This window comes from Corynebacterium sp. LK26 (assembly GCF_014335085.1).
Lineage (GTDB): Bacteria > Actinomycetota > Actinomycetes > Mycobacteriales > Mycobacteriaceae > Corynebacterium > Corynebacterium jeikeium_D.
In genome coordinates this window covers 167,661-192,323 of record NZ_PDHB01000011.1, presented here as the reverse complement: position 1 = coordinate 192,323, position 24,663 = coordinate 167,661, and the positions used below count along the sequence as shown (strand labels likewise).

The following is a 24,663-nucleotide window of genomic DNA, read 5'->3' as shown; positions in this document are numbered from 1 at the left end:
ATTGGGAATGTCGAATAAACCGATAGCTCACCAATAACTCCTTTCCCCCACGAGGTCACCGCTGGCAGCTACTTACGCCGCGGCCTCGTGGCCGTCGTAAAGCATTAGAGAAAGAAGGACACACTTCATGAATCGCCCGCTCCGCGTTGCCGTAATTGGCTCTGGCCCGGCCGGTGTTTATGCTTCCGATGCACTGATGAAATCCAGTACTGACGTGGAAGTCGATCTGTTTGAAAAGATGCCGGCTCCATTCGGTCTAATCCGCTACGGTGTCGCCCCTGACCACCCACGCATCAAGGGCATCATCATGGCCTTGCACCGCGTGATGGAAAAGCCGGAGCTGCGCCTATTTTCCAACGTTGAGTTCGGCAAGGACATCACACTCGACGAATTAAAGGAGCATTACGACGCCGTCATCTTCGCCACCGGTGCCGTCGGCGACCGCGCACTGCCAACGCCGGGAGCGGACCTGCCGGAGCACTTCGGCGCAGGCGAATTCGTGGGCTTCTACGACGGCAATCCACTCTTTGAGCGCACCTGGGATCTCTCGGCGGAGTCCGTGGCCGTCGTCGGTGTCGGCAACGTCGCGCTGGATGTCTCTCGAATCCTGGCGAAGACCGGTGAGGAACTGCACGTCACAGAGATTCCGGACAATGTCTACGAGGTTCTGAAGACAAATAAGGCCAAGGAAGTCCACGTCTTCGGCCGCCGCGGCCCGGCACAGGCAAAGTTCACTCCGCTGGAGCTCAAGGAACTCGACTACTCACCGAACGTCGAGGTCGTTGTCGATCCGCGCGATATTGATTACGACTCCGCATCCGAGATTATGCGTCGCAACTCCAAGATCACCGACCAGGTCTGCACCATCCTGGAGAACTACGCCATCCGTGAGCCGAAGAACGCACCGCACAAGCTCTACATTCACTTCTTCGAGTCGCCAGTGGAAATCCTCAGCGAGGAGGGTACCGACGGCCAGCAGCATGTGACAGGCTTGCGCACTCAGCGCATGGAATACGACGGTGCTGGCGGGCTGCGGCCGACCGGAGAGACCACCGACTGGAAGGTCGGCGCTGTCTACTCCGCCGTGGGCTACCGCTCTGATGCGCTGCCGGGTATCCCGTTCGACAACGTGAAGAATGTCATTTCCAACGTCGGTGGTCGAGTCATCGAATCCGACAACACCGAGGATGAAGCAGCCGAGGCCATCACTGGCCTCTACACCACCGGTTGGGTTCGCCGCGGACCGGTCGGCCTGATTGGTAATACCAAGGGCGATGCCAACGAGGCCGTGGCCAATCTGCTGGCCGATGCCGCAGAGGGCAAGAAATTCAACCCGTCGAAGCCGGAGTTGTCCGCTATCAACGAGCTGCTGGAGTCCAAAGGCATCGACTACCTGGACTGGGAGGGCTGGCACAAGCTCGATGCTGCGGAACGCGCCGCTGGCGAGGCCGAGGGCCGCGAACGCAAGAAGTATGTCGAGTGGGATGAGATGGTCACCCACTCCAAGGGCGAGTAACGGCGAGTAACTAGGACGGATAAAAAGCGTCGGCTACGCCACTACCTTCACGTCCGTGTACGCGGCGCGCGAGTCCCAGCGGCAGCACACAATCGGCGCCAACAGCTCGGCCAATGGCTCACCAAAAGCCACCTGACCAGCACCGTCGGCAGCGCCCGCCTCGATGACTCGATCCCACAATAGGCCCGGCGCGGTAAACAGCGGCACCACTACGAGTCCGCGACCGCGCTTGGCCGCACGCTCCTGTGCCGCGGCCACAGCATCGGCTCCCTTGATTTTCTCAGGCCCGACCACGAATGCCGCACTCACATGTCCCGGCAGCATCCCGCCAAGATTTTCCGCAAACTGGTGCACCGCCGCATTGGCATCCTCATCAGAGGAGCCGACCCCCATCACCAGCGCATCGACCGGCCAGGAAAAAGATGCATTCTCCGCCGCTTCGATGATTCGCTTTACGACGGCGCGCTTCGTGCCGTCGCCAAGCCCGAGACCTTCAGCCACTGTGATGTCAACACCATGCCGATCGCAGAGTCGAACCTGCTCGGGAACGTCGACTCGCGAGTGGAACGCATCGGTGAACAGCAGCGGTACAGCCAGTGCCTGAGTCTCGCCGGCAGCGGCGAGCTCGGCACATACGGTATCCAGCGAGGGCTCGTCGAGGTCCAGCCAGGCGAGGCGAATCTGAGAGGGCGCATCCAGGCGGGTGAGCGGCATCTTCTCGCGCACGAGCGCGACCACGTCTTCGAGCACCGGTTTGGTCTCTGAGTGCCGAGAACCGTGCGCAAGCAGAATCAGTGCGGTCATCGATGGTCTCCTCAGGCTCGCTAGCTGTGCTTTCTGGTTTCTCTACCTGGCGGCTCTACTGGGCAGCGCCACGCACGAGGCCTGCGGTGAGGGTGTCACCGGTGCCCGGCTCGATGAGCAGGAATGCACCGACACGGCCACCGACGCGGTAGGCATCGACCGGCAGCGGCTGTGCGACCTCGACGGTGATCTCCGCGACGTCGTTGACTGCAAGCTGATCAGCCACACCGGTGGGCTCACCGGTTTCGATATCGATGAGCGCATCGACGGAAGCGATACGACCACGCACCAGTGCGGCACCATAGCGCACCTCTACGACGCGACCGACTGCCAACGGCTTGTCTGCAAGGTGGACGGCCACGGCGGAGAAACGGCGCACGTCTTCCGGGCGCGTGCCACTGATGAGGTCGCCACGGGCGAGGTCGAACTCGGCATCCAGGCTGATGGCCACCGACTGGCCGGCCACGGCCTCAGTGACATCCTCAGCTGCCACGGTGATCTTCGTGACCGTAGCCTGACGGTTGGCGTCTACGGAGACAACATCGCCCACACGCACGCTACCTGCGGCGATACGGCCGGCGTAACCACGGTATTCAGTGGCGTGATCGCGAATGACATAGTCGATGGGCAGGCGCAGGTCAGCCTCGGCATCGGTTTCCAGGTCGGCACCGATGTTGAGGTTTTCCAGCAGCTCCAGCACGGTCGGCCCCTCGTACCACGGAGTGTGCTCAGAAGAATCGACAATGTTGTCGCCGACCAGAGCCGACACTGGAACAACGAAGGTGTTCTGCAGACCCAGGCGCTCTGCTAGTGCTGCCACATCCGACTCAATGGCGCGGAAGGCCTCTTCGCTGTAGTCCAGTAGGTCAATCTTGTTGACTGCGAAAATCACGTGGCGAACGCCCAGCAGACCGGCCACCGTTGCGTGACGCTTGGTCTGCGTCACGACGCCGTTGCGCGCGTCGATAAGCAAAACGACGGCCTCGGCGGTGGACATACCGGTGACGGTGTTTCGGGTGTACTGCTCGTGACCTGGGCAGTCGGCGAGGATGAAGGAGCGGACGTCGGTGGCGAAGTAGCGGTAGGCGACATCGATGGTGATGCCCTGCTCACGCTCGGCCCGCAGACCGTCGACCAGCAGCGACAGGTCCGGGTTTTCCTGACCGCGCGCCTGTGAGGAGGCGACGACGGCCTCGTACTGGTCAGCGAGGATATTCTTCGTGTCGTGCAGCAGGCGACCGACGAAGGTGGACTTACCGTCGTCGACGGAGCCAGCGGTGCACAGGCGAAGAGTGCGACGAGCGCGAGTGGCGCGGTCAGCGGAAATCAGGGTAGCTGGGGAATTTGGCTGGCTCATCAGAAGTAACCTTCCTTCTTACGGTCTTCCATGGAGGATTCGGACAACTTGTCATCTGCGCGGGTAGCGCCGCGCTCGGTGAGCTTGGATGTGCGAAGTTCCTCCATGACCTCCGCAATAGTGGTGGCAGTCGATTCGACAGCGCCGGTGCAGCTCATGTCACCGACAGTGCGGTAGCGGACAGTGCGAACCTCGAGGGTCTCGCCGTCGCGGGGGCCACCCCACTCGCCCGGTGCCAACCACATGCCGCCGCGGTTGAACACCTCACGCTCGTGGGCGAAGTAGATGGGAGGCAGTTCGATGTCACGGGCTTCGATATAGGCCCAGACGTCGGCCTCGGTCCAGTTCGAGATCGGGAAAACGCGAACGTTCTCTCCGGCGGCGTGGCGACCGTTGTAGAGGCCCCACAGCTCAGGGCGCTGACGGCGTGGATCCCAACCGCCGAAGGAGTCGCGGACGGAGAACACGCGCTCCTTTGCGCGGGCCTTCTCCTCATCGCGGCGGGCGCCACCGAGAACGGCATCGTAACCGCGGTTGGCAATGGTCTCCACCAGCGGCACGGTCTGCAAGGGGTTGCGGGTGCCGTCGGCACGCTCGGTGAGCACGCCGCTGTCGATCCAGTCTTGGACCTTGGCTACGTGCAGCTTGATGCCCGGCTGAGCGGCAATCTTGTCGCGGAATTCAATAACTTCGGGGAAGTTGTGGCCGGTGTCGACGTGGAGCAGCTCCAGCGGGATACCCGCCGGTGCGAAGGCGCGCTTGGCCAGCTCGAGCACGACGACGGAATCCTTTCCGCCGGAGAAAAGTAGTGCCGGACGCTCGAACTGACCGGCGGTCTGGCGAATAATGTCGATGGCCTCGGCTTCCAGCTCGGCAAGCCGCGGGTCGAGGCGGTTTTGTACGGAAACGGTGGTTGAGCTAGTCATGGGGGTTCTTTCTGTTGGGGCTGTGTTGGCTGTTGTAACTGCGCTGTTTTAGCTGATATCGGTTATCGGCGGGCGGCTAGTGGCTGTCAGTATCGTCTAGCCGCCAGCCACTCAAACTAGAGGTGCAATCCGCACTCTGTCTTCTCGCTGCCCGCCCAGCGGCCCGAGCGCGGATCCGCACCCTCTGCCACTCGCACGGTGCATGTCGCGCAGCCAATCGACGGGAACCCCTGTTGTGTCAGCGGATGCACAATGAGGTCGTTGTCCTCGATGTACTGGGCAACGTCCTCATCCGTCCAGGTGGCCAGCGGGTTGAGCTTGATGCGACCGGTCTTATCGATTTCCAGTACCGGCGTGTGTGCGCGGGTCGGCGCGTCGACGCGCTTCAGACCTGTGACCCAGCCCTCGTAGGGGCGCTTCACAGCTGACAGCGGCTCGACCTTCCGCAGTGCGCAGCATCGCGTCGGGTCGGTCTTGTACAGATCTACGCCCTCTTCGGCATCCTGCTCGGCGCGGGTGCGCTTCGGCTCAATCGACAGCAGTCGGTTGTCGTAGCGCTGTGCGACCTGTTCTGCCACGTCGAGGGTCTCCGGGAAGTGGTAACCCGTATCCAGGAAAACCAGGTCGGCTTCCGGCGCGTGCCGAGCAGCCAGCTCCGCCAATACCGTGTCCTGCATCGACAGGGTCACAGCCAGTGGCGTGTGCAGGTGCTCCGCACCCCATTCCAGTACTTCCCCGGCAGTGGCAGTCTCCAGCTTGGAGCCCCACTCCAGTGCAAGCTCAATCAGACGGCGAGCAGTTTCCGGGTTGTCCAGCACATCCTCACGCGCGAGCGCCTCCTGAGTCTTAATGACTTCAGCGGTTTTCAGTCCCGTGCTCATGACGCCACCTTTCTATCGATATGTCCGTGCAGTTTCACTGTGAATACCCGGCAGCATTCGCGGCATTGCCAGGCGTAATCGGTTTCCAGGTCGGGCCACAGATCATCACCGCCGCAGTAAGGGCAATGCATCACCGCACCCCGGTTCGGATTGGGGTGTGCGCTTCGGCCACCGATTCCCAGTCGCGCTGGCGTCTCGTCTTTTTCGCTTGACGACGGCCCCTGCGACCGAACCCCATTGGGAGATTCACTCACTTCAGGTCCTCCTCATCAGCGCGGACAATCCACTCGCGGAACTGTTCACCCTCGTGGCGCTGTTCCTTGAAGTGATTGACGACGCGCTCGATGTAGTCACCCAGTTCTGCCGAGGTGACCTTGTGTCCGCGAACCTTGCGGCCGAAGTTGGCATCGAGCCCCAGCGAACCACCGAGGTGAACCTGGAAACCCTCGACACGGTTGCCCTCGTCGTCGGTGACAATCTGCCCCTTGAGTCCGATGTCGGCAATCTGCGTGCGGGCGCAGGCATTCGGGCAGCCATTGAGCGCAATGGTGATTGGGACGTCGAGGTCACCGAGGCGTTCCTCCAAGTCGCCCACCAAATCAATTGCGCGCTGGCGCGTGGTGACAAGTGCGAGCTTGCAGAACTCTAGGCCGGTGCAGGCCAGGATGCCCCGTCGGAAAGCTGAGGGCTTGGCAGACAGGCCAATTTCGTCGAGTTCTGCGAGCAGGGAGTCGACCTGGTCGTCGGTGACGTCGAGGAGAATGAGCTCCTTCATCACGGTGGTGCGGACGCGGGAAACACCGTGGCGCTCGGCGATGTCGGCGAGTTTGACCAGGTCAGAGCCCGGAACACGGCCAACAGCGGGCTTAACACCGACGTAGTTGAGACCGTCGGCCTGCTTGTGCACGCCGATGTGGTCACGGTCGCCCTCGAAAGGTTCGGGTGCGGGGCCGTCGATAAGCTTGCGGTTGAGGTAGTCGTCTTCGAGTACCTGGCGGAACTTCTCCGCGCCCCATTCGGCAACGAGGAACTTCAGACGCGCACGATTGCGCAGGCGACGGTAGCCGTAGTCCCGGAAGATGCGGCACACGCCCGCCCATACCTCGGGAACCTCGTCCTCTGGGATCCAGGCGCCGAGACGCTGGGCGAGCATCGGGTTGGTGGAGAGACCACCACCGACCCAAACGTCGAAACCGGGGCCGTGCTCTGGATGATTGACACCGACGAAGGCAACGTCCTGGACCTCGTGGGTGACATCGAGACGCGGGGAACCGGAAACTGCCGACTTAAACTTACGCGGTAGGTTGGAGAACTCGTCGCCGGAGAGGTACTCCTCCTTGATGCGGCGGATGGCGTTGGTGCCGTCGACAATTTCATCGGCCGCAACACCGGCAACCGGGCTGCCTAGAATAACGCGGGGAACGTCGCCGCAGCCAAAGTTGGTGTCGAGACCAACTCGCTCAAGGCGCTCCCAGATCTCCGGCATATCTTCGACGCGAATCCAGTGCAGCTGGACGTTCTGGCGGTCGGAGAAGTCCGCAGTGTCGCGGGCGAAGTCGCGGGAAATCTCGCCGATGGTGCGAATGCCCTCGGTGGTGGTCTGGCCACCGTCGAGGCGGACGCGGAGCATAAAGTACTTGTCCTGCAGCTCGGCGTTGGTCTTCACGCCGGTGTGCTCACCGCTAAGCCCCTGCTTGCGCTGGGTGTAGAGGCCAATCCACTTAAAGCGAGGCGCTAGGTCCTCCGCGGGGATGGAGTCAAACCCCTGCTTGGAGTAGATGTCGATAACACGCTGCTTAACGGCGATGCCAGCATCTTCTTTCTTAATGCGCTCGTCGTCGTTAAGTGGCTCGCGGCCGTCGATAAGCCACTGCCCCTGTGGCTTCGGTGCGCGCTTCTTACGTCGGGTAGCCGCTGCGGAAGCTGGACGCTCGGCGGTTTTCGTAGGAGAGCTCATGGGGAATCTACCGAATCACTTTCGTTTTGTTCTCGTTGACCGAATTAGTTTCTAATCTTTATAGACCGTTTGGTCTACGTTGCATTGCAGGCAACATTAGACCGACCAGTCTGGCTAGTGCAAGCCGGGACACGCTCGGATACCTAGCGGACCCCCGCTTCGCCCACGCGGACACCTTCAGAAGCATCCTCGGCCCCGACATCAACCGAAGCGGGTGATGGAGATCCAGAACTAGACACATCAGCCGAGGGAGACTGAGAAGTCGGCTCAAGTTGGATCCGCTGACGCAGCCCCGGAAGAGTGTCGTGCGAACGCGCCCACAGCACCAGCGCGACGACAACAAAAGCCCACACGAGCAGAACCGTTGCCAGCACGCCACCAGAAACCAGCGACAAAAACAGAGTGCGAATATTCAGCCCCACCAACACGCCGCCGATCGCAATCCCAAGCAGCCGCGGATTAATGCGCCCCACCAGGTACGCAGCCAAGGGTGCCGCAATCACACCACCGCACAACAAACCAATTACCGGTGCGGCATGCTGGGTAAATTCCTCCCGCAGCTTGGGCAAAAAGCCCAGTACAGCCGCCGAGGCAACGAGAAATTCCGCCGCAGAGACAGTACCGATAATCTTGCGCGGCTGGTCAGCCTCAGCGCCGAGCAAAGTTGAGGTGGTAACAGGCCCCCAACCACCACCTCCCGTGGAATCAAGCAGGCCACCAAAGAGCCCCAGCGGAGCGAGCTTCTTCGCCCCCCAGGCCTTCTTCTTGCGCTTAACACTGGCCAAAAAGGCGAAGCGGATAATCACCCACAGACCGAGGAAAAGCAAGATTGTCGAGGTCACAGGCGTCGCAGCATCACCGTCGAGATTCGCCAAAAAGGTCGCACCAATAAAGGCACCGATAGCACCCGGCACGCCAAGACTCAGCGCGCGTCGCCAGTCGACATTGCCGAATCGCCAGTGTGAAATACCGGAGGCCAGTGTCGTACCCACCTCTGCTACGTGAACCACCGCCGACGCAGTGGCAGCACTACTACCAGCGACAATAAACAGCGAAGTAGCGGTGACACCGAAAGCCATCCCCAGAGTGCCGTCGACTAATTGCGCGCCAAGGCCGATTAGCACGAAGACTATGAGTTTTTCCATGACAAGCCCTTCCCCGCTTACCCAACCAGAGCCTGCCGTTGCCACGATGCCCGCACGCCGAGCCCCTTTCAGAGCTCATTCAGCAGAAGCGATGCGCAGCAAAACCCTCTCAAGCCAAAGCAGTGATTCTTGCGGTGTTTTGTGTTTGCTTTTTGTAGACCAGTTTGTCTATATTCTGTTTCAGCAAGCATAGACCGATTGGTCTACGATAAGCAATCGCGACAAAGAAAACGTAGAAAAAGGATTCCACCCAATGACCAACGACCAGACTGCAGCCCAGAACACGGCCGCTTCCTCACTGCCCGATCTCGCCAACTCCACCACGCCGCTGCGTGTAGCCGTGGTTGGCTCGGGTCCGGCCGGTATCTACGCCTCCGACGCGCTGATGAAGTCCGGCCGCGATGTCGCCATCGACCTCTACGAGCGCCTTCCAGTGCCGTTCGGCCTCATCCGCTACGGTGTTGCGCCAGACCACCCGCGCATCAAGGGCATCATTAAGTCCCTCCACCGAGTGCTGGACAAGCCGCAGGTTCGACTACTGGGCAACGTGGACGTCGGCAAGCAGGTCAGCGTTGATGAACTGCGCCAGTTCTACGACGCCATCATCTTCGCCACTGGCGCGACCGGCGACCGTGATCTGAACATCCCGGGCTCGGACCTGCCGGAGCACTACGGCGCCGGTGAGTTCGTAGGTTTCTACGACTCCCACCCGGAGTTTGCTCGCGAATGGGACCTCTCTGCTGAGTCGGTCGCTGTGATCGGCGTCGGTAACGTGGGCCTCGACGTCGCCCGTATTCTCGCCAAGACTGCCGATGAGCTGCACGTCACCGAAATCGCCGACAACGTCTACGACGGCCTGGCAAAGAATGCCGCCCGCGAAGTCCATGTCTTTGGCCGTCGCGGTCCGGCTCAGGCAAAGTTCACTCCACTGGAGCTGAAGGAACTGGACCACTCTGACACCATTGAGGTTGTCGTGAATCCGGAGGACATCCAGTACGATGCCGCCTCCGAAACGTCCCGTCGCGAGTCCAAGATCACCGATCAGGTCTGTACGATTCTGGAAAACTACGCCATCCGCGAGCCAAAGGGCGCCCCGCACAAGCTCTTCATCCACTTCTTCGAGTCCCCGGTCGAAATCATCGGCGAGACCGGTGAAGATGGGGTACAGCACGTCAGCGCTATCCGCACCGAACGCACCGAACTCGACGGCGAGGGTGGCGTCCGCGGCACCGGCAAGTTCACCGAATGGCCGGTCGGTGCGGTCTACCGCGCAGTCGGCTACCGCTCCGACGCAGTCACCGGCGTACCGTTCGACACCGGCACGCACACCATCCCAGATGCCGGCGGCCGCGTGCTTGACGACATCGACGGCAACCACATCCAGGGCCTGTACACCACCGGCTGGATTCGCCGTGGCCCGGTCGGCCTAATCGGTAACACCAAGGGCGATGCCAACGAAGCTGTCGGCAACCTCATCGCCGACTGGGAGGCAGGTCGCCTGGCCGCACCTGCAAAGCCCACGCATAACGACGTCGACGAGTTCCTGGCCGACAAGGGCCTCCAGGTCACCACCTGGGAGGGCTGGCACGCACTCGACGCCGCCGAGCGTGCCGCGGGCGAAGCCGAAGGCCGCGAGCGCAAGAAGCTGGTCGAGTGGGCTGACATGGTTACGGCCTCCACGGTCGTCGCAAAGCAGCCAGATGCCGATGACGTGGCCGAAGCTGTGCACGAAGCTGTTGTGGAGACCGTCGCGAGCTAGCGCATCGGGTCTAACCGGACAGTTGATTATGCACGTCAGTCGATTTTCGGATTAGAGTTAATACATGGCTTATCATGCAGACTCATCCAACCTGGACGTCAAGGAAGTTCTGACCTGGGAAGGCTTCGGCGTCGCCTCCCGTGAACTGGCACAGCAGATTGTCGACTCGGACTTCGACCCGGAGATTATTATCGCCGTGGCCCGCGGTGGCCTGCTGCCAGCAGGCGCACTCAGCTACACCATGGGCGTCAAGCTCTCTGACGCCATCAACGTCGAGTTCTACACCGACGTGGCGGAGACCCTGCCGGATCCGGTTCTGCTGGAGCCGCTGCTGGACATCGAATCGATTTCCAACCGCCGCCTGCTGGTCGTCGACGATGTGGCTGACTCCGGTCGCACGCTGCATCTGGTGCTCGACCTACTCAAGAAGCACGGCGCTGAAGTCCGTTCCGCTGTGCTCTACGGCAAGTCCCGCTCGGAGATTGCACCGGACTACGTCTGGAAGCACACCGATGACTGGATCGTCTTCCCCTGGTCGGCCGAGCCACCGGTACAGAAGTCCAAGTAGATCAAGTAGCTTACGCACCACAGCGGGCACAAAAAAGTGCGCTGCAGCGTTCCTTTCCCAAGCAACACCAGCAGCGCACACTAGGTCGTCGAACTACCCCAGTTCGACGACCTTAATCTTTGATGCCGCCTCCGATGCACGCTCACGAGCAGCGTCGACAGAATCTGCGGTCGAAACAGCAACACCCATGCGGCGACGCGGACCGGCAAACGGCTTACCAAAGATACGAATGTCTGTCTCCGGAATAGCCATGGCCTCAGCTAGGCCGGTGTAGCCCGGCTGCTCGATGTCAGCACCGCCGTAGACTACAGCGGAAGCTCCCGGGGACACCAGCGTGACGTCGATAGGCAGCCCCAGCACTGCGCGCGCGTGCAGCTCGAACTCGGAGAAACGCTGCGTACCCATGGTGACCATGCCGGTGTCATGCGGGCGCGGGCTGACCTCGGAGAACCACACTTCATCGCCGCGGACAAACAGCTCGACGCCGAAGATACCGCGACCGCCCAGCGCGTTGGTGATGCGCGCGGCGACAGAGCGCGCATTGTCCAGGGCGTTTTCGCTCATGGCTGCCGGCTGCCAGGACTCAACGTAGTCACCATCCTGCTGACGGTGGCCGATGGGCTCACAGAACCACGTTGCCCCCTCGCCAGTCTCCGGATCAACGGAGCGCACGGTCAGCAGCGTGATCTCATAGTCGAAATCAACGAAGCCCTCCACGATGACGCGACCGGACTCAACGCGACCGCCACTCATGGCGTAATCCCACGCGGCCTGGACATCCTCCGGCGAACGCAGCGTGGACTGTCCCTTGCCCGAGGAACTCATGACCGGCTTGACCACGCATGGGAAGCCAATCTCATCAACAGCTGCGGTGAACTCATCAAAGCTGGAGGCGAAGTGATAGCGGGAAGTCGGCAGTCCCACCTCTTCCGCAGCCAGGCGGCGAATACCTTCTCGGTTCATGGTCAGCTGAGTCGCCCGTGCGGTCGGAATAACGGTGACGTCCAGCGTCTCATCTTCCTCGACCTCTGCCAGCACCTCGGTTGCCAGAGCCTCAATCTCAGGGACGATGAAGTGTGGCTTGACCTGGAGAATTAGGTCCCGCAGTGCGCTAGGGTCCGACATATTCAACACGTAGGCGTGGTGAGCTACCTGGTGTGCCGGTGCATGCTCGTAGCGATCGGCAGCGTGCACCTCAACGCCAAGACGCTGGAAAGCAATGGTCACCTCCTTGCCGAGCTCGCCAGAGCCGAGCAGCAGAACTCGCGTTGCTCCCGGCTGGTACGGGGTTCCGGTGGCTTCAGGGGTGAACATCGAGATAAATTCGCTTTCGTCTACGGCACATACGCTGCGCAACCAGCAGCTGTTAAATTGATTGCCTCCAGCATACGACAGCGAGCTGATTCACCGCGGCGGGCACGGGCGGGAACCTAGCGCGGGAACACCCGCTGGAACTCAGCCAGCGCCACCTCACGGTCAGCGGCCAGGACAACATTCGCCACCGCTCCGGCTGAATCCTCCACCACCTGGCCGCGGCGTGCTGGCTCAGCTGCAAAGGTTCGCTTATCGACGCCCACGAGACGCATCTTCTCCACTTCCCCTGTCACCGCACCGACGGCCACCATCGCAGCGAAGAGGTCATGAACCTGCGCCTTGTAACCGACTCCAACTCCCTGGTGGAACTCAAAGTAGAACTTCAGCGAGCGGCGCAGAACACGCAGCAGCTCCGAGTTCATACCGGCATCTCGCCAGGATTCAATCTCAGTATCACTAATGGTGATGGTCTCGGTGACATTGAGCGGAACCAGCGTCGGCACCGGCGCGCCTGCGGCGGTGGCGATGCTGCGCACGGCATCCTCCGGGCGCTCGACGGCCACAGCACCTGCGGTGCCGAACACCTCGGTGACCGCGGTGGGGTCGACCCAGAAGTTCCATTCCGCAAACTCGGTGACGTTACCGTGGTAGTCCACAGCACCGCCCATAATGGTCACGCCGTCGAGCTCCCGCATGAGTTCTGGGTATTTCTTCAAAGCGGCCACGTAGGTGGTCATAGGGCCAGTGACCAGCAGGTGCACCTTCTCCCCCGTCGACCGTGCCTGCTCGATGACTCGTCGCCACAGCGCCAGCGGATCCGCCGCTCCTGAGCGCCCCGGTTCGTAGATGACGGCCGGTGGTGCCAGGTTGTAGCCCAGCCCGTACGGGCCATGAGTCTCAGGCGTGGTGGTCAGTTCACGGTCAGCGGGCCCCTCGAAACCGCTGACAACCGGAACCTCCGGACAACCGCAGAGATTCAACATGTACTTGGTGTTGCGAGCGGACCATGCCGCAGTGGTGTTACCACCTGCGCAGGTCACACCCACCAGCTCGATCTCGCCTGCGGTATGCAACCCCGCGAGGTAGACGAGAGCAAGACTGTCATCGATACCCGTGTCAACGTCGGCAAGCACTTTCAAACGCGTCATAAGGTCAAGTGTGACACGAAACATGCTCGGCCCGCAGAGCTAAACATGGGCAAAACAGGGATACAGACGAGTTTCCGCTGGTGCTGGCCGGGTTTACTAGTTCGTCGACATCGCTGCATCACCCACCGGAGCGGACTCCGGCAGCGGCATTTTCAGCTCGGCCAAGACCTCGCGCAGTCGCGTCGGGTAGTCGGTGATGATGCCGTCGACACCAGCGGCAATCTGCTCGCGCATGGTCTCCTTTTCGTTCACCGTCCATGGCACCACCTTCATGCCGGCCTCATGCGCACGGGAGATTAGCTCCGGCGTGGCGACCGGGTGGTAGTCAGCATCCGACGGTGTCTTGCCGTAAGGAATGCTGTGCGTCGGCGAGAGCACCTGCACGCCGAGCTGCTTGGCGGCCTCGATGATGTCGCCATTGACCTCGTCGTAATTGACATCGCCAATCCAAGGAGAATCCTTCTTCCAGGTGGTTTCGTCCCACAGCATGACCAGCGGAATCTCCGGGTTCCGTTCCGCGACCAGCGGCAACGAGCGCCAATCGAAGGATTGAATCATCACACGATCAGCCACACCCGCGCGGTCAATCTCGTCGAGAATCACATCGACGAACTCCTGCGGTTCTGCCGAGTCAGCGCGCTTTTCGCCCTCGATCTTGGTCTCAATGTTGAAGTGGATGTCCTGGTTATCCTTAGTCAGCTCGAACAGCTTCGGCAGGGTCATCATCCTATTGCCCTTGATTGGCTCCGCATCCGGGAAGTCCTCGAGCTTCTTGTCACAGACCAGGGTTTGTACCTGCTCATAGGTGAGATCATGTACGAGCTTGCCGACGTACGGGTACTGCGGGTCCCCCTCCGTCACTGGCTCGGTGTCCGAGCACTTGTCGTCTTGGATTTCCGGATCGTGCCAGACCATAGGCACGCCATCCTTCGTCAGGACGATGTCCAGCTCCAACGTCGTAACGCCCAGCTCCAACGAGTTGATCATCGCCTGCTTGGACTCCTCCGTCCACTCACCGCGACCACCACGGTGCGACTGCAGATCAAAACCCTCCGGCAGCTTAGCCATCGCAGCCGGCCGCACATTCGCGGCCGCATTCAGCTCAGCAACCTGCTGCTTTTCAAAGGTCTTCTCTTCGCTCGACGTAGTGCTGACCGCGCTTGCACTGCTTGACGACGATGCCGCGTCGTTGTCTGCATCATTGCTGCAGGCTGCAATAGGAGAAATAGCAAACGCGCCCATAGCGATGGCCGCGATTGCGCGGCGCGTGCCGTGGACGCGTGAATTCTGAGGCTGCTCGCTCTGCTTGGTCCGTTCGTCAAACATGGAGTCAGATGAGTTGCGAGAAGACATGGCCGGTGATTTTTCCTCTTTGGGCGTAGTATTAGCGACTTCATAGCGACGGCATAGTACCGACAACACAGTGTCGACAAACTACCGTCGGAGGTTTACGGAACACAGAAATCTGGGTGAAAACTGTGTGGTGCGCCACTACTTTAAAACGGCCTGACAGCACTCGCATCTGGAGCGAGTGCTGGGTGAGCGTTTAATTTCCCTCTGCTTTTGGAATCTCGCCGTCTTGAGCGACCTCTGACCCATCCCAGGAGTACGTAACGGGAGCGTTGTACTGGTCTTTAAAGGCGAAGGCACCGCCGTCTTCGATCATTTTATTGACATCGAAGAAATTGACGGTCACAGTTTTGCCATCGCCTTCGACCGAGTTGATTGTCTGCGGACCACCGGCGGTACCCACGTACTCGCCCTTATGAAACAGCAGCACTGCACCAGCGGTAGTTGAATGCGTAATTTCATTCTGTACTGCTGAGGCAAAGGTCAACTCGCTGGTGGTATCCCAGTTCGTATCGTCCGTGACTGTCCAACCGCTGCCATTGCCACCTTCCATTGAGTTCAGGTCGGCAACCGCTTCTTCGAAAGCCTCTTCCTGGGTTGGCGCAGAAGAACCCCCATCGGAGTCGTTGTCATCGACATCCGGATTGGGGGTATCTGCACTTTCACTGTCATCCTCGACAGTGGTGGTCGTAGTGATGGTCGTCGTTTCTTGATCTACCTGAGAAGCAGAGGTCGGTGCTGCGGTCTCATCAGTGGAGCAACCGGACAAAGCCACTACACCTGCGACCGCCGCGCTAACCAGCATCGACCCGCGACGAACTGAATGACCACTCATGGCTGGAACCTCTTCTGTTCTCTCAAGTTTTCTCAAGCACTGCGCTACGACGGAGCATTACTTTCTCATGTCCGACTCTGAATTGAGTTTACTTGGGAAAACTCAAGAGACCCCGGGAGTGTCCAAGAATTTTCGAAAGCTCTCGAAAATTCTCGGGAGTCCTTAGGAAGCGGGTGTCGCGCCGCCGGGAATCTTGCCCTCGTGGACGACGTGATCTCCGTTCCAGAAGAAGTGAACATTAGAGGTGAACTTGGCCGCATCAGCGTTCGGCGCACCTGCGGCCTCCTGGGCCTCCCAGTCGTGGTAGATGACCGAGATGTTCTTACCATCAGGGGTCGGCGTCACCTTGTTGATGTGCTGAGGCCGGTCAGAGTCCGTACCAATGAACTCACCCTTGTGGAACATCAACAGCACAGTGGAGGACTGAGCGTTGCCCTGCTTGGCCTGATCTGCGAGAGCAAAGCTCAAATCGCTACACGGGCTGAAGTTGGAGGTGCCAGTGTACTTCCACCCATCATGGTTGTTCGGACGCTCCCTGTTGACCTTATCCAGGGCCTCCTGGATTTCAGGTGCTGCCGGGTTCGGGGTACAGCTATCTGCCTTCGCCGGAGCCGGTGCCGGCACTGGGGCCGGTTCCGCCTGAGCCGCGGGAGCTGCAACGGCTCCACCTACTGCGGAGAAAACCATCGCGCCGGAAAGTACGGCGGAACTTGCCAATCGTTGTACTCGGTGTCCTGTGTTTTGCATGAAAACCACACGCCTTCTGTCGTTTGGACTTCTGTCGTTGGACCACGCGGTGAGGCCTACGATACAAAAATGACTCTGGGATGCCAGTGTCAACTGACAATTCCCAGAGCCTTCTCGTGGTTAGCAAATGTTCTTTTTTACAGCAGCCAGCAGTTTCGACACCGAAGATTTTTTATCTAACAGTTCGATAAAGCCGGGTCGAAAGCCGGACTATTTTCCGGCTAGTTCGCCACTGCCCCCCAGGCTAAGTACCCAGCGCTAGTTGCCCAGCGCTAGTTGTCCAGCACATCGTGGACAACGATGGTCTGGTCACGACCCGGGCCAACACCGATGTAGGAAATGCGAGCGCCGGAGAGCTCCTCCAGGCGGTTCAGGTAATCCTTGGCCTTGTCCGGCAGCTCATCGAAGGTGCGGCAGCCAGTGATGTCTTCGTCCCATGCAGGCATGGTCTCGTAAATCGGGACAGCGTGGTGGAACTCCGACTGGGTGAGTGGCATTTCGTCGTGACGCACGCCATCAACGTCGTAAGCGACACAAATCGGAATCTCGCCGATACCAGTCAGGACATCCAGCTTGGTGATGAACAGATCCGTGAAACCGTTGACGCGCGCGGCGTAGCGAGCCAGCACCGAGTCGTACCAACCACAGCGGCGCTTACGGCCGGTGTTGACTCCGACCTCACCGCCGGTGGTCTGCAGGTACTCGCCCCACTTGTCGAACAGCTCCGTCGGGAACGGGCCAGCACCGACGCGGGTGGTGTAGGCCTTCATGATGCCCAGCACCGAAGTGATCTTCGTCGGGCCGATGCCGGTGCCCACGCAGGCACCACCAGCGGTTGGGTTCGAGGAGGTCACGAACGGGTAGGTGCCGTGGTCGACGTCGAGCATGGTGGCCTGGCCGCCCTCCATGAGGACGTGCTTGCCGGCATCCAAAGCCTGATTGAGCTCAAACTCCGAGTCGATAATCATCGGGCGCAGACGATCGGCGAAGCCCATGAAGTAATCAAAGACTTCATCCGGGTCGATAGCGCGGCGGTTGTACAGCTTGACCAGAATCTGGTTCTTCTGAGCCAGCGAAGACTCAATCTTCTGGCGCAGAATCGACTCATCCAGAATGTCCTGGACACGCAAGCCCGTACGGCCGACCTTGTCGGCATACGTCGGGCCGATACCGCGGCCAGTGGTGCCGATAGCGCGCTTACCCAGGAAGCGCTCGGTCACGCGGTCCAGCGTCTGGTGGTACGGAGCAACCATGTGGGCATTGCCGGAAACGCGCAGGCGGGAGGCCTTTGCACCGCGAGCTTCGAGGCCATCAATCTCGTCGAAAAGCGCCTCGAGGTTGACCACACAGCCGTTACCGATAATCGGCACAGCGTTTTCCGACAGTACACCCGCCGGAAGCAGCTTCAGCTCGTACTTCTCACCGCCAACGACAACGGTGTGGCCGGCGTTATTGCCACCGTTGGGCTTGACGACGTAGTCGACGCGGCCACCGAGAATATCGGTTGCTTTGCCCTTGCCCTCGTCGCCCCACTGGGCACCGACGATAATGATTGCGGCCATAGTCCTACTTCAACTCCTGGGATTGCAGACGACGCATTAGAGTGTAGTCCTATGCGTATTGTTGTGCTGCAGTGTGGCCCCGATGTACCCGCGTTTTCCCAATTGCTCCGCCAATCATGGTCTACATCAGCACCGTCCACACCATCAGCACCAGCTACTCCGGCACCACCCGCCTATGCGCTTCACGACGTCGCGATGATCCCCACCCGCAAGGAGCTGGCTTTCATCGACGACCTGGCCAAGGACGTACTGCCTGTCGATACAGCTCCGACGCCGGAGGAAATCTCCAAGCAGAAGAAAGTCGACCACTTAGGCGCTCCGCAACCCGCTCCGCAAAAGCCGAGCGAGCCGTTACGAATTGTGGTCGTTGGCACCGACGCGGCACTGGCTACCGTGGCAACCTACCTGATGCGCAAGAACCTCCTGTGGATTGAAGTGGCACATGTCCCCACCGCGCCCTCGACCGCGGCCAAAAACTGGGGCATCGAAGGAGGAGAAGGGCTCGATGCGGCGGCCGCGCTCACACGCCCGACGACGCCAGTGCCGCTGATTCGCGACGACACCGGCCACGCAATTGTTGGTTACGCCCTACTGACAGAGCCGGGAATTACCGGAGTGTCCTCGGCAAACGGGTTTACTGGCGAGGTCTATGTCGACGAGCATCAGATGTTCTCCGGCACATCCACCGGCCTGCAGATTCGCCCTACCCCCGATGCCCCGGGCATCGTTGCGGCCGAAGTTCCGGCGCCGGATGCGGAAAACGGTAACGAGGGTGAGAGCGGCAAAGGCCTGCTGAGCCGACTCGGATTGGGGCGCGGTGGCCGTCGTAAAGCGAAAGAAGCCCCGGCCCGCGAGCTACACCGTCCGATGACGGGTCGGGCAGTTCAAGTTGGTGGCCTGGGCTTCCGATATGTGCGCGATGGCGTGGAGTCACGAAAGCCGAGAGAGAAGACAACTCTGTACCGACACCTTCGCGACTTGCAGATTGTGCACTAACTGCGGCGGGCAATAGCCACGGTCTGCCTGTGCGAAAGTGGCGTGCATGAAAGTGACCTGCGCGAAAGTTCGAGTACAGATAACATTTGGGTGTTAAAGCCACTGCCCGCCACTGCCTCGATAGGACAGCATCATGACTGACAACACCCCACGGCTACGCGCTGGCGACCAAGCCCGCCACACTGCGCTGGAACGCTTGGAATGGGCATTCCGCGATGGCCAGATTGACTTTGCGGAATTGCAGGAGCGCACCGAGAAAGCCCAAAAGGCGACGTACATCGATGAGTTGCCCGCATTGACACAGGACTTGTCGCTGCCCGCGAACCTGGCCGAGCCGACTCCACATGCGCACCCAAACCCTAACCTGCGCCCGAACCTACACAGCGTCCCGGACGAGCACCATTCGGTGGCACCGAATGCAGCCAACAATCATCAACCAGCTCGGATTGATAGCTCCGCCGCGGCAACTGGTTCGAAGCTCTCCATCGGCATCTTCGGCGGCACCGACAAGAGAGGCCCATGGACGTGCGCTCCCACGCACACCACGGTGGCGGCCTTCGGCGGGACTGGCTTGGATTTCCGCGAGGCCATCCTGACCGCGGAAGCTACTGTCGTCAACATTGGCTGCGCCTTCGGTGGAGTCGACGTCATTGTCCCCGACCACTACCAGGTTGATGTCGACGTGCTGCCCATCTTCGGAGGCACGGATGTTACTGGAAACCCGGGACGTAACCTTCCTGCTCCTGGCGCAGGACAGGCTCCGAAGATTATTGTGCGCGGCTTCGTCGCTTTCGGTGGCGTCGAGGTCAAGCGCGTACCGCACTAGAGCACGCTGCAGTAGCACGTGGGCAGTAGCATGTGCGCCGGAGCACGTGGGCAGTAACCGCCTGGCGCCTAGCGAGCCACTACTCGCCCACGCCTCACCGGCTACTCGTCCCATACCTCCGGTGGCATTGCTGGGAACGGCGTCGTCGGCGGCAGCGTTGCCACAGCTGAACGTCTGGACAGGCCACACACCTGCAACAGGTCCACCACCAAGGAGCGGGACTGCGCAAACACAACCTGTTCCGACAGCGTTGCGTCCTCGATCACGCGCGGGTGCATTTTCGCCGCTAGACGACGCAAGTACCGAACCACGTCTTCAAGCTTGACCTCTCCGGATCCCTCGGAAAGCTGAGCGATAGCGATGTCGCCGGACTCGAAAGGCAACTCGCCCCACTCTGGGATTCGGCGCACGGCGGCTTCGTCGTCAAGCACATGACTGACCAGACGCGTACCTTCAGACACGCCGAGAACAAGTGCGCACAGTTCGGACGAGAAGTCGATGTGGTCCTCACGTGCTGTGATAGCGCGACGCGCGAGCACACGGATGTTGCGCATGGCGTTGTCGACGGGATGAACCATACGTGACAGCGAGTGGATTCGATCCCGGGAGCGCCAGAGCAACGGCGAGATACGGACCTGCTCGCCCGCGTCGGCGACAGTGCGGTCCATCAGCGAGACTTGCGCCTGCATGGAGCGCACCACGCTCAGTGCGGTGCGGATGCGATCGGTGTCGCCCTCTTTCATGCCGATGCCGATGTCATAAAGTACATCTGCACCCATGTCGAGGACCTTGGCCACCTTGCGGCGAGCACCCGCCAGCGGGCTTCGCGGCAATATCATGAGCACAATAATGCCCACCACACCACCGACGAGAGCATCGATCATTCGGTAATAAGAACCAGCGGTGCCCGGCGGAATAATGGTGGCGATGAGCACGGCTGAAGATGCCGCTTGGTTGACCACAAGCGGTCCTCGACCGACAAACACACCGATGACCATGGCGACGAACACACCGACGGTCAGCTGCCAGATACCCGAGCCGAGGATGGAGATAATCACATCACCAATGCCGACTCCCAACGAGGCACCGAGCACCAACTCCACAGAGTGCTTTAAGCGAGGACCTGCGGTCATCACGTTGAGGCTGATGAAAGCGGCCATCGGCGCGAAGAACGGGTTGGGGTGCCCCAGTACCTCAAGTGCGAACCAGTAGGCCAACCCAGCGGCTAACGTGGCTTGGACAATGAGCATCCAACGGGAGCGCACACGGTCAATCGCATGGAGGAAACGCGTGCGGGGCCTCACTTTCTGACGCAACTTGTTTGCTGCGCGGGAGGCCGGATGTAGGTACGTATTGCGAAAATCTTGGAAATCCGGGCGCGGATTATCCTCGACGAATTGCGTTTCCTTAGCTTCGACGAGGTCGTCGACATGCGCGGGAGCAAGGTCCTCTAGATTCCTGGCAGCTGCGGCATCCTTATCTTCCCCACCAGCTATGCCAGCCATGCCGAAGTCACCATCCTCATGTAAAAAACTGTGCGCTTTTTATGTACCCGTTGTGCTGTTGTGCACTCTTATGTGCCCGCTGAATCTCTGTGCGCGATTAAAGACCCAGTTCTGGCAACGCGGATTCATCACTGTCACGCAGCAACGCCATCATGCGATCGAATTCATCATCCTCGCCGATAGCCTTAGCAGCCTTAGCCAACGCTGCGAAGGCGCGGAGCACACCACGATTCGGCTCGTGCTCCCACGGAATGGCTCCGAACCCCTTCCAGCCGTTTCCACGCAGCAGGTCCAGACCGCGGTGGTAACCAGTGCGAGCGAAGGCATAGGCCTGAATCTCCTGGCCCTCGGACAAGGCGCTTTCAGCCAAATCCGCCCAAGCCTGGGAATCGCGCGGGCATGCGCGAACCACGGCCTCCGGGCTTGCGCCACCGTTGCGGGCAGCAACGGCCTCGTCAAGAACGGGGAGCTTCACGGGAGCAGGAGCCATCATGTCATTGAGTTTCATGCGTCCTATTGTGCCAGGCATCACGTGGCGATGGCAGGGGCTCAGTATGTGACTCTCTGTTGGCAACGGCGGGCACAGCGTGGTGGTACAACGTCGGCAAGCGCCAGATGACGACCAACTAGCGTTCCCCGACTACTCCGGACAGCTCGGCTTCGTCGAATCCAACGACTCACCATTTTCCAGCTTGGTCGCAACAAAATCGGCCACTCGGGCGCACGCTTCCATCAGCATCCAACCCGACAGCTGGACAGAGAGGTCACGCTCCTTAATCGCCGAACCGCGAACCGCGCCACCGACTGATTGCGCAACCGAACCGCCCTGTGGGAACTGAGCATTGTCGTTCCAATCTGCGGGGAAAAGCGGCAGGCCATCAACCTCGAGGCGGTGGTACCAGCACTTCTCCCCCGACGCCAGAACCAGTCGGCGAGCAATGCGGGCCGCCGCGCGATTCATGCGATTGTCTCCAGGCAAACGCACCGCCGCATCGGCGAGGTATCGCACGAGGATGCCGTTGAACAGACCACCATCGCCGCCACCGGCACCGGCGATGACATTGTCGGTGGTCGCCAAATCCTTTGCCACCGCGTGGATGAGGTTTTGCACGCGCGTGAAATACTTCGTCGCCTGTTCACGCTGGCCGTGCGCCCGAAGCGCAAGTCCCACTTCGAGGCAAGCGCCAATCATGACACCCTGGTTGTACGTAAACATGCCCTTCTGTACGACGGCACCTGCCATGGACAAGCGAATGCCGTCGTAGAGCAGCCCTGAGTCCGCCAGGAGGTTGGCGTAAACCCAATCGATAAGTTCCTCTGCCTCCTTGATACGACCAGCCCGGGCCAGAGCGATGGCTGCAGGACCGTTCGAGGGAACGTTGAAGAAGAGGTCCTGCTCACGCCACGGCAGCACACCCGTGGACTCCTGCCGACCATCACCCAAGCATGAAATCAGCCGTGCTGTCGTCTTCTTGGGCACCGATGCGCCGAGGACCGCGTCGGCACGCCCGAGCGCCAACGCCATCCACGCGCGATCGTCGTAGTACTTGTTCTTGGTCAGCAGCGTGAGGTTGCGAATGCGGATACCCCGAGTGGTCTGGCGGATAGCGCGGTACTTCTCCTTAGAAGGCACGCGCTTGGCTGCGTCTACCAGGCAGTCGAGATACTGCGCCTGCCACCAGTAATGCCAGTTGATGAAGACCTTATGTCGCAGCGGCGCGGGCCAGGAAGCCATTGCCAAATTCGTGCCCGGAAGACCCCACAGCTTCGCCGCATGACGGTTGCGAATCGCCTGTTCAGCCACGTCCGCACGATAGGCCCACGTTTCGGCCTCCGGACGCGACATTTTTAGAACCACTGGCTCTCCTTAAAACGGCTGTGAAACAGCTCTAAAACAGCCTTCGAAATAAAACACCTAAGCAGACAATTACCAGGCCGCGGTGATATCTGCATGAGTACGAATCCAAGAGTGCATGGCAATACCCGCCGCTACCCCCGCATTTATCGAACGCGTCGAGCCAAATTGGGCAATCGACACCGTCAAATCCGCCGACTGCTGTGCTTCTTCAGTCACTCCCGGCCCCTCCTGGCCGAAGAGCAAAAGACAACGCTCGGGCAACTCAACGGTTTCGATGGGTACGGAGCCCGGCACATTGTCCACGGCCACGACAGCCAAATCATGCTCGCGCGCCCAGCTAATGACCTCCGACACCGTCTCGTGGTGCAGCAAGTGCTGGTAGCGGTCAGTCACCATCGCGCCGCGACGATTCCAACGCTTGCGCCCCACGATGTGCACGGCCTCCACCAGGAAGGCATTTGCGGTGCGTACCACGGTGCCAATGTTGGAGTCATTCTCAAAATTCTCGATGGCGATGTGCAACGGATGACGACGCTTATCCAGCTCCGCGACGATAGCCTCCATCGTCCAGTAGCGGTAAGCATCGACGACATTACGTCGGTCGCCCTCATCCAGAAGCTGCTCATCGTATTCTGGGCCGGTCGGTCGGGGTTCGTTCGGGTGCTCCTGCTCCCACGGCCCCACCCCGACACGAGCCTCAAACCATTCCGTCGGCCCCTTCCCGGGCTCAGGCGCGGTCAAGAGCCAACAGCCCCTCGACCAGGAACAACTGCGCCACGGTGTAGGTGTCCATCACTGCCGCATTCAGAAGCTTGCCGACGACGCCCTCCTCCGCAAACATCTTTCGAGCCATCAGTAGCGTGTCGGAGACGAGGAACAGGTTGCCACCGTGGCCGAGGCCGTAGGCGGCATCGGCAATCGGTAGGCCGGTCTGCTCATCAGTACCGACAGCACCGGCACCCTCCAGCAGCGCCGGGTCATCGGCCAGTGCGGAGGTCACAGCCAGCAGCGGACCGTAGCCAACAGCAGCGGGCAGCGCCTCGGGCTTTACAGCACCGACCAGCGGTACCGAACCAGCCCACAGTGGGAAGCGAATGGCAGCACGCAGCGCGCTAATCCGAGCTCCGGCACGCCACAGCAGCACGTGGTAGGCAACCTGGTTAACTGCGAACGGCACAGAACCGCGGTTCAGGTTCGGCTTATTCGGCATGAGAATCAAGTCGCCCAGCCAACCGCCGGCGAGGCCGATGAGCAGGGTGGTCGTCGTAAAGCGAGACGTCTCGTGGCGACGGCGCCAAACATTGGCCGCCAACAGTGGCATGAGGACAGTCTTGGAAACTCGACGTGGAGTCTCCCAGCCGAAGGCACTGGAGACAACGTTGACCGCACTGGCGGCGATGTAGCCGGCACGTTCTGGGGCACGGCGAGTGTCGGAGCTCGCGCTGGCGATACCGACGAGTGCGCCGAGGCCCTCGCCCGTGCGACGCACAAACATGTCAGCGACGGTTTCCTTTGTGCCGGGAAGTTTGGTCGTGGTGAGCTTGGACAGGAGTCCTGCGCGCTTGGTGGTCATGGGGATGTTCCTCTTTCGTGGGACTGCGTTGGGGCG

At 60.6% G+C, this 24,663-nt stretch carries 22 protein-coding genes; 5 read left to right on the top strand and 17 right to left on the bottom strand.

Translation table 11 applies throughout. The annotated features are described in order from the left end of the window. Positions 1-127: 127 nt before the first annotated feature. Entirely contained in the window at positions 128-1,516 is a 1,389-nt protein-coding gene (locus tag CRD13_RS07455; RefSeq protein WP_069358957.1) for an FAD-dependent oxidoreductase, read from the top strand. A 33-nt stretch (positions 1,517-1,549) separates the two neighbouring features. Here the strand turns inward: CRD13_RS07455 and CRD13_RS07450 are convergent, their stop codons facing one another. The 6 genes from CRD13_RS07450 to CRD13_RS07425 all read right to left on the bottom strand — a co-directional run bounded on the left by CRD13_RS07450 (position 1,550) and on the right by CRD13_RS07425 (position 8,586). Beyond that, on the bottom strand, positions 1,550-2,320 hold the full coding sequence (locus tag CRD13_RS07450; protein WP_069358958.1) for a sirohydrochlorin chelatase: 771 nt from the start codon (positions 2,318-2,320) through the stop codon (positions 1,550-1,552). Positions 2,321-2,375: 55 nt separating this feature from the next. Then, positions 2,376-3,677, bottom strand: coding sequence for a sulfate adenylyltransferase subunit 1 (locus CRD13_RS07445; RefSeq protein ID WP_049189478.1), 1,302 nt, complete (start codon positions 3,675-3,677; stop codon positions 2,376-2,378). Continuing rightward, positions 3,677-4,603, bottom strand: coding sequence for a sulfate adenylyltransferase subunit CysD (cysD, locus tag CRD13_RS07440; RefSeq protein WP_049189477.1), 927 nt, complete (start codon positions 4,601-4,603; stop codon positions 3,677-3,679). Before cysD ends, CRD13_RS07445 begins: the two co-directional genes overlap by 1 nt. A gap of 116 nt (positions 4,604-4,719) precedes the next feature. Beyond that, positions 4,720-5,484, bottom strand: coding sequence for a phosphoadenylyl-sulfate reductase (locus CRD13_RS07435; RefSeq protein WP_070862788.1), 765 nt, complete (start codon positions 5,482-5,484; stop codon positions 4,720-4,722). 250 nt (positions 5,485-5,734) lie between these two features. Further along, entirely contained in the window at positions 5,735-7,441 is a 1,707-nt protein-coding gene (locus CRD13_RS07430) for a nitrite/sulfite reductase (RefSeq protein ID WP_069358959.1), read from the bottom strand. A gap of 143 nt (positions 7,442-7,584) precedes the next feature. Beyond that, positions 7,585-8,586 carry a sulfite exporter TauE/SafE family protein gene (locus CRD13_RS07425; protein WP_187401484.1) on the bottom strand — a complete coding sequence of 334 codons (1,002 nt, stop codon included), beginning with the start codon at positions 8,584-8,586 and terminating at the stop codon, positions 7,585-7,587. A 253-nt stretch (positions 8,587-8,839) separates the two neighbouring features. On the opposite strand from CRD13_RS07425, the gene CRD13_RS07420 reads away from it, so the two are divergent. Together CRD13_RS07420 and CRD13_RS07415 are read left to right on the top strand one after the other, a co-directional pair. Further along, a complete protein-coding gene (locus CRD13_RS07420; RefSeq protein WP_069358961.1) occupies positions 8,840-10,345 on the top strand; it encodes an FAD-dependent oxidoreductase in 1,506 nt (501 codons plus the stop codon). A gap of 64 nt (positions 10,346-10,409) precedes the next feature. Beyond that, positions 10,410-10,913 (top strand): phosphoribosyltransferase, encoded by a 504-nt coding sequence (locus CRD13_RS07415; protein ID WP_048734520.1) that lies wholly within the window; start codon positions 10,410-10,412, stop codon positions 10,911-10,913. A gap of 93 nt (positions 10,914-11,006) precedes the next feature. On the opposite strand, the gene purT is transcribed toward CRD13_RS07415, so the two are convergent. From purT to CRD13_RS07385, 6 genes are all read right to left on the bottom strand, one after another. Beyond that, positions 11,007-12,227 carry a formate-dependent phosphoribosylglycinamide formyltransferase gene (gene purT / locus CRD13_RS07410; RefSeq protein ID WP_070439007.1) on the bottom strand — a complete coding sequence of 407 codons (1,221 nt, stop codon included), beginning with the start codon at positions 12,225-12,227 and terminating at the stop codon, positions 11,007-11,009. Between the two features lie 116 nt (positions 12,228-12,343). Then, on the bottom strand, positions 12,344-13,375 hold the full coding sequence (locus CRD13_RS07405) for a nucleoside hydrolase (RefSeq protein ID WP_070439045.1): 1,032 nt from the start codon (positions 13,373-13,375) through the stop codon (positions 12,344-12,346). 96 nt (positions 13,376-13,471) lie between these two features. Then, complete coding sequence (locus tag CRD13_RS07400) at positions 13,472-14,728, bottom strand: glycerophosphodiester phosphodiesterase family protein (protein WP_187401483.1); 1,257 nt, start codon at positions 14,726-14,728, stop codon at positions 13,472-13,474. 193 nt (positions 14,729-14,921) lie between these two features. Then, positions 14,922-15,560 carry an LppP/LprE family lipoprotein gene (locus CRD13_RS07395; protein WP_049193773.1) on the bottom strand — a complete coding sequence of 213 codons (639 nt, stop codon included), beginning with the start codon at positions 15,558-15,560 and terminating at the stop codon, positions 14,922-14,924. A gap of 162 nt (positions 15,561-15,722) precedes the next feature. Next, positions 15,723-16,307, bottom strand: a complete 585-nt coding sequence (locus tag CRD13_RS07390) for an LppP/LprE family lipoprotein (protein WP_069358963.1) — start codon at positions 16,305-16,307, stop codon at positions 15,723-15,725. Positions 16,308-16,579: 272 nt separating this feature from the next. Beyond that, positions 16,580-17,869, bottom strand: a complete 1,290-nt coding sequence (locus CRD13_RS07385) for an adenylosuccinate synthase (RefSeq protein ID WP_016421542.1) — start codon at positions 17,867-17,869, stop codon at positions 16,580-16,582. A 51-nt stretch (positions 17,870-17,920) separates the two neighbouring features. On the opposite strand from CRD13_RS07385, the gene CRD13_RS07380 reads away from it, so the two are divergent. Both CRD13_RS07380 and CRD13_RS07375 read left to right on the top strand, forming a co-directional pair. Next, positions 17,921-18,865 carry a hypothetical protein gene (locus tag CRD13_RS07380; protein WP_224433541.1) on the top strand — a complete coding sequence of 315 codons (945 nt, stop codon included), beginning with the start codon at positions 17,921-17,923 and terminating at the stop codon, positions 18,863-18,865. 133 nt (positions 18,866-18,998) lie between these two features. After that, positions 18,999-19,691, top strand: coding sequence for a DUF1707 domain-containing protein (locus tag CRD13_RS07375; protein WP_070549992.1), 693 nt, complete (start codon positions 18,999-19,001; stop codon positions 19,689-19,691). 101 nt (positions 19,692-19,792) lie between these two features. On the opposite strand, the gene CRD13_RS07370 is transcribed toward CRD13_RS07375, so the two are convergent. The 5 genes from CRD13_RS07370 to CRD13_RS07350 form a co-directional block, all read right to left on the bottom strand. Then, positions 19,793-21,196 (bottom strand): aromatic acid exporter family protein, encoded by a 1,404-nt coding sequence (locus tag CRD13_RS07370; RefSeq protein WP_005510217.1) that lies wholly within the window; start codon positions 21,194-21,196, stop codon positions 19,793-19,795. 97 nt (positions 21,197-21,293) lie between these two features. Continuing rightward, positions 21,294-21,704, bottom strand: coding sequence for a DUF3151 domain-containing protein (locus CRD13_RS07365; RefSeq protein ID WP_016421545.1), 411 nt, complete (start codon positions 21,702-21,704; stop codon positions 21,294-21,296). A gap of 132 nt (positions 21,705-21,836) precedes the next feature. Further along, on the bottom strand, positions 21,837-23,054 hold the full coding sequence (locus tag CRD13_RS07360; RefSeq protein WP_005510131.1) for a glycoside hydrolase family 76 protein: 1,218 nt from the start codon (positions 23,052-23,054) through the stop codon (positions 21,837-21,839). 69 nt (positions 23,055-23,123) lie between these two features. After that, complete coding sequence (locus CRD13_RS07355) at positions 23,124-23,795, bottom strand: RNA methyltransferase (RefSeq protein ID WP_070429389.1); 672 nt, start codon at positions 23,793-23,795, stop codon at positions 23,124-23,126. Continuing rightward, positions 23,782-24,627, bottom strand: a complete 846-nt coding sequence (locus tag CRD13_RS07350; protein WP_016421548.1) for a lysoplasmalogenase — start codon at positions 24,625-24,627, stop codon at positions 23,782-23,784. The genes CRD13_RS07355 and CRD13_RS07350 overlap by 14 nt, the downstream gene beginning before the upstream one ends. Between the last annotated feature and the right edge of the window lie 36 nt (positions 24,628-24,663).

Coding starts and splice junctions, on each gene's coding strand:
- CRD13_RS07370 (WP_005510217.1), bottom strand. CDS start 21,196: ATGGCTGGCATAGCTGGTGGGGAAGATAAGGATGCCGCAGCTGCCAGG.
- CRD13_RS07415 (WP_048734520.1), top strand. CDS start 10,410: ATGGCTTATCATGCAGACTCATCCAACCTGGACGTCAAGGAAGTTCTG.
- cysD (WP_049189477.1), bottom strand. CDS start 4,603: ATGACTAGCTCAACCACCGTTTCCGTACAAAACCGCCTCGACCCGCGG.
- CRD13_RS07455 (WP_069358957.1), top strand. CDS start 128: ATGAATCGCCCGCTCCGCGTTGCCGTAATTGGCTCTGGCCCGGCCGGT.
- CRD13_RS07405 (WP_070439045.1), bottom strand. CDS start 13,375: ATGACGCGTTTGAAAGTGCTTGCCGACGTTGACACGGGTATCGATGAC.
- CRD13_RS07425 (WP_187401484.1), bottom strand. CDS start 8,586: ATGGAAAAACTCATAGTCTTCGTGCTAATCGGCCTTGGCGCGCAATTA.
- CRD13_RS07445 (WP_049189478.1), bottom strand. CDS start 3,677: ATGAGCCAGCCAAATTCCCCAGCTACCCTGATTTCCGCTGACCGCGCC.
- CRD13_RS07365 (WP_016421545.1), bottom strand. CDS start 21,704: ATGAAACTCAATGACATGATGGCTCCTGCTCCCGTGAAGCTCCCCGTT.
- CRD13_RS07400 (WP_187401483.1), bottom strand. CDS start 14,728: ATGTCTTCTCGCAACTCATCTGACTCCATGTTTGACGAACGGACCAAG.
- CRD13_RS07420 (WP_069358961.1), top strand. CDS start 8,840: ATGACCAACGACCAGACTGCAGCCCAGAACACGGCCGCTTCCTCACTG.
- CRD13_RS07395 (WP_049193773.1), bottom strand. CDS start 15,560: ATGAGTGGTCATTCAGTTCGTCGCGGGTCGATGCTGGTTAGCGCGGCG.
- CRD13_RS07375 (WP_070549992.1), top strand. CDS start 18,999: ATGACTGACAACACCCCACGGCTACGCGCTGGCGACCAAGCCCGCCAC.
- CRD13_RS07450 (WP_069358958.1), bottom strand. CDS start 2,320: ATGACCGCACTGATTCTGCTTGCGCACGGTTCTCGGCACTCAGAGACC.
- purT (WP_070439007.1), bottom strand. CDS start 12,227: ATGTTCACCCCTGAAGCCACCGGAACCCCGTACCAGCCGGGAGCAACG.
- CRD13_RS07390 (WP_069358963.1), bottom strand. CDS start 16,307: ATGCAAAACACAGGACACCGAGTACAACGATTGGCAAGTTCCGCCGTA.
- CRD13_RS07430 (WP_069358959.1), bottom strand. CDS start 7,441: ATGAGCTCTCCTACGAAAACCGCCGAGCGTCCAGCTTCCGCAGCGGCT.
- CRD13_RS07435 (WP_070862788.1), bottom strand. CDS start 5,484: ATGAGCACGGGACTGAAAACCGCTGAAGTCATTAAGACTCAGGAGGCG.
- CRD13_RS07350 (WP_016421548.1), bottom strand. CDS start 24,627: ATGACCACCAAGCGCGCAGGACTCCTGTCCAAGCTCACCACGACCAAA.
- CRD13_RS07380 (WP_224433541.1), top strand. CDS start 17,921: ATGCGTATTGTTGTGCTGCAGTGTGGCCCCGATGTACCCGCGTTTTCC.
- CRD13_RS07385 (WP_016421542.1), bottom strand. CDS start 17,869: ATGGCCGCAATCATTATCGTCGGTGCCCAGTGGGGCGACGAGGGCAAG.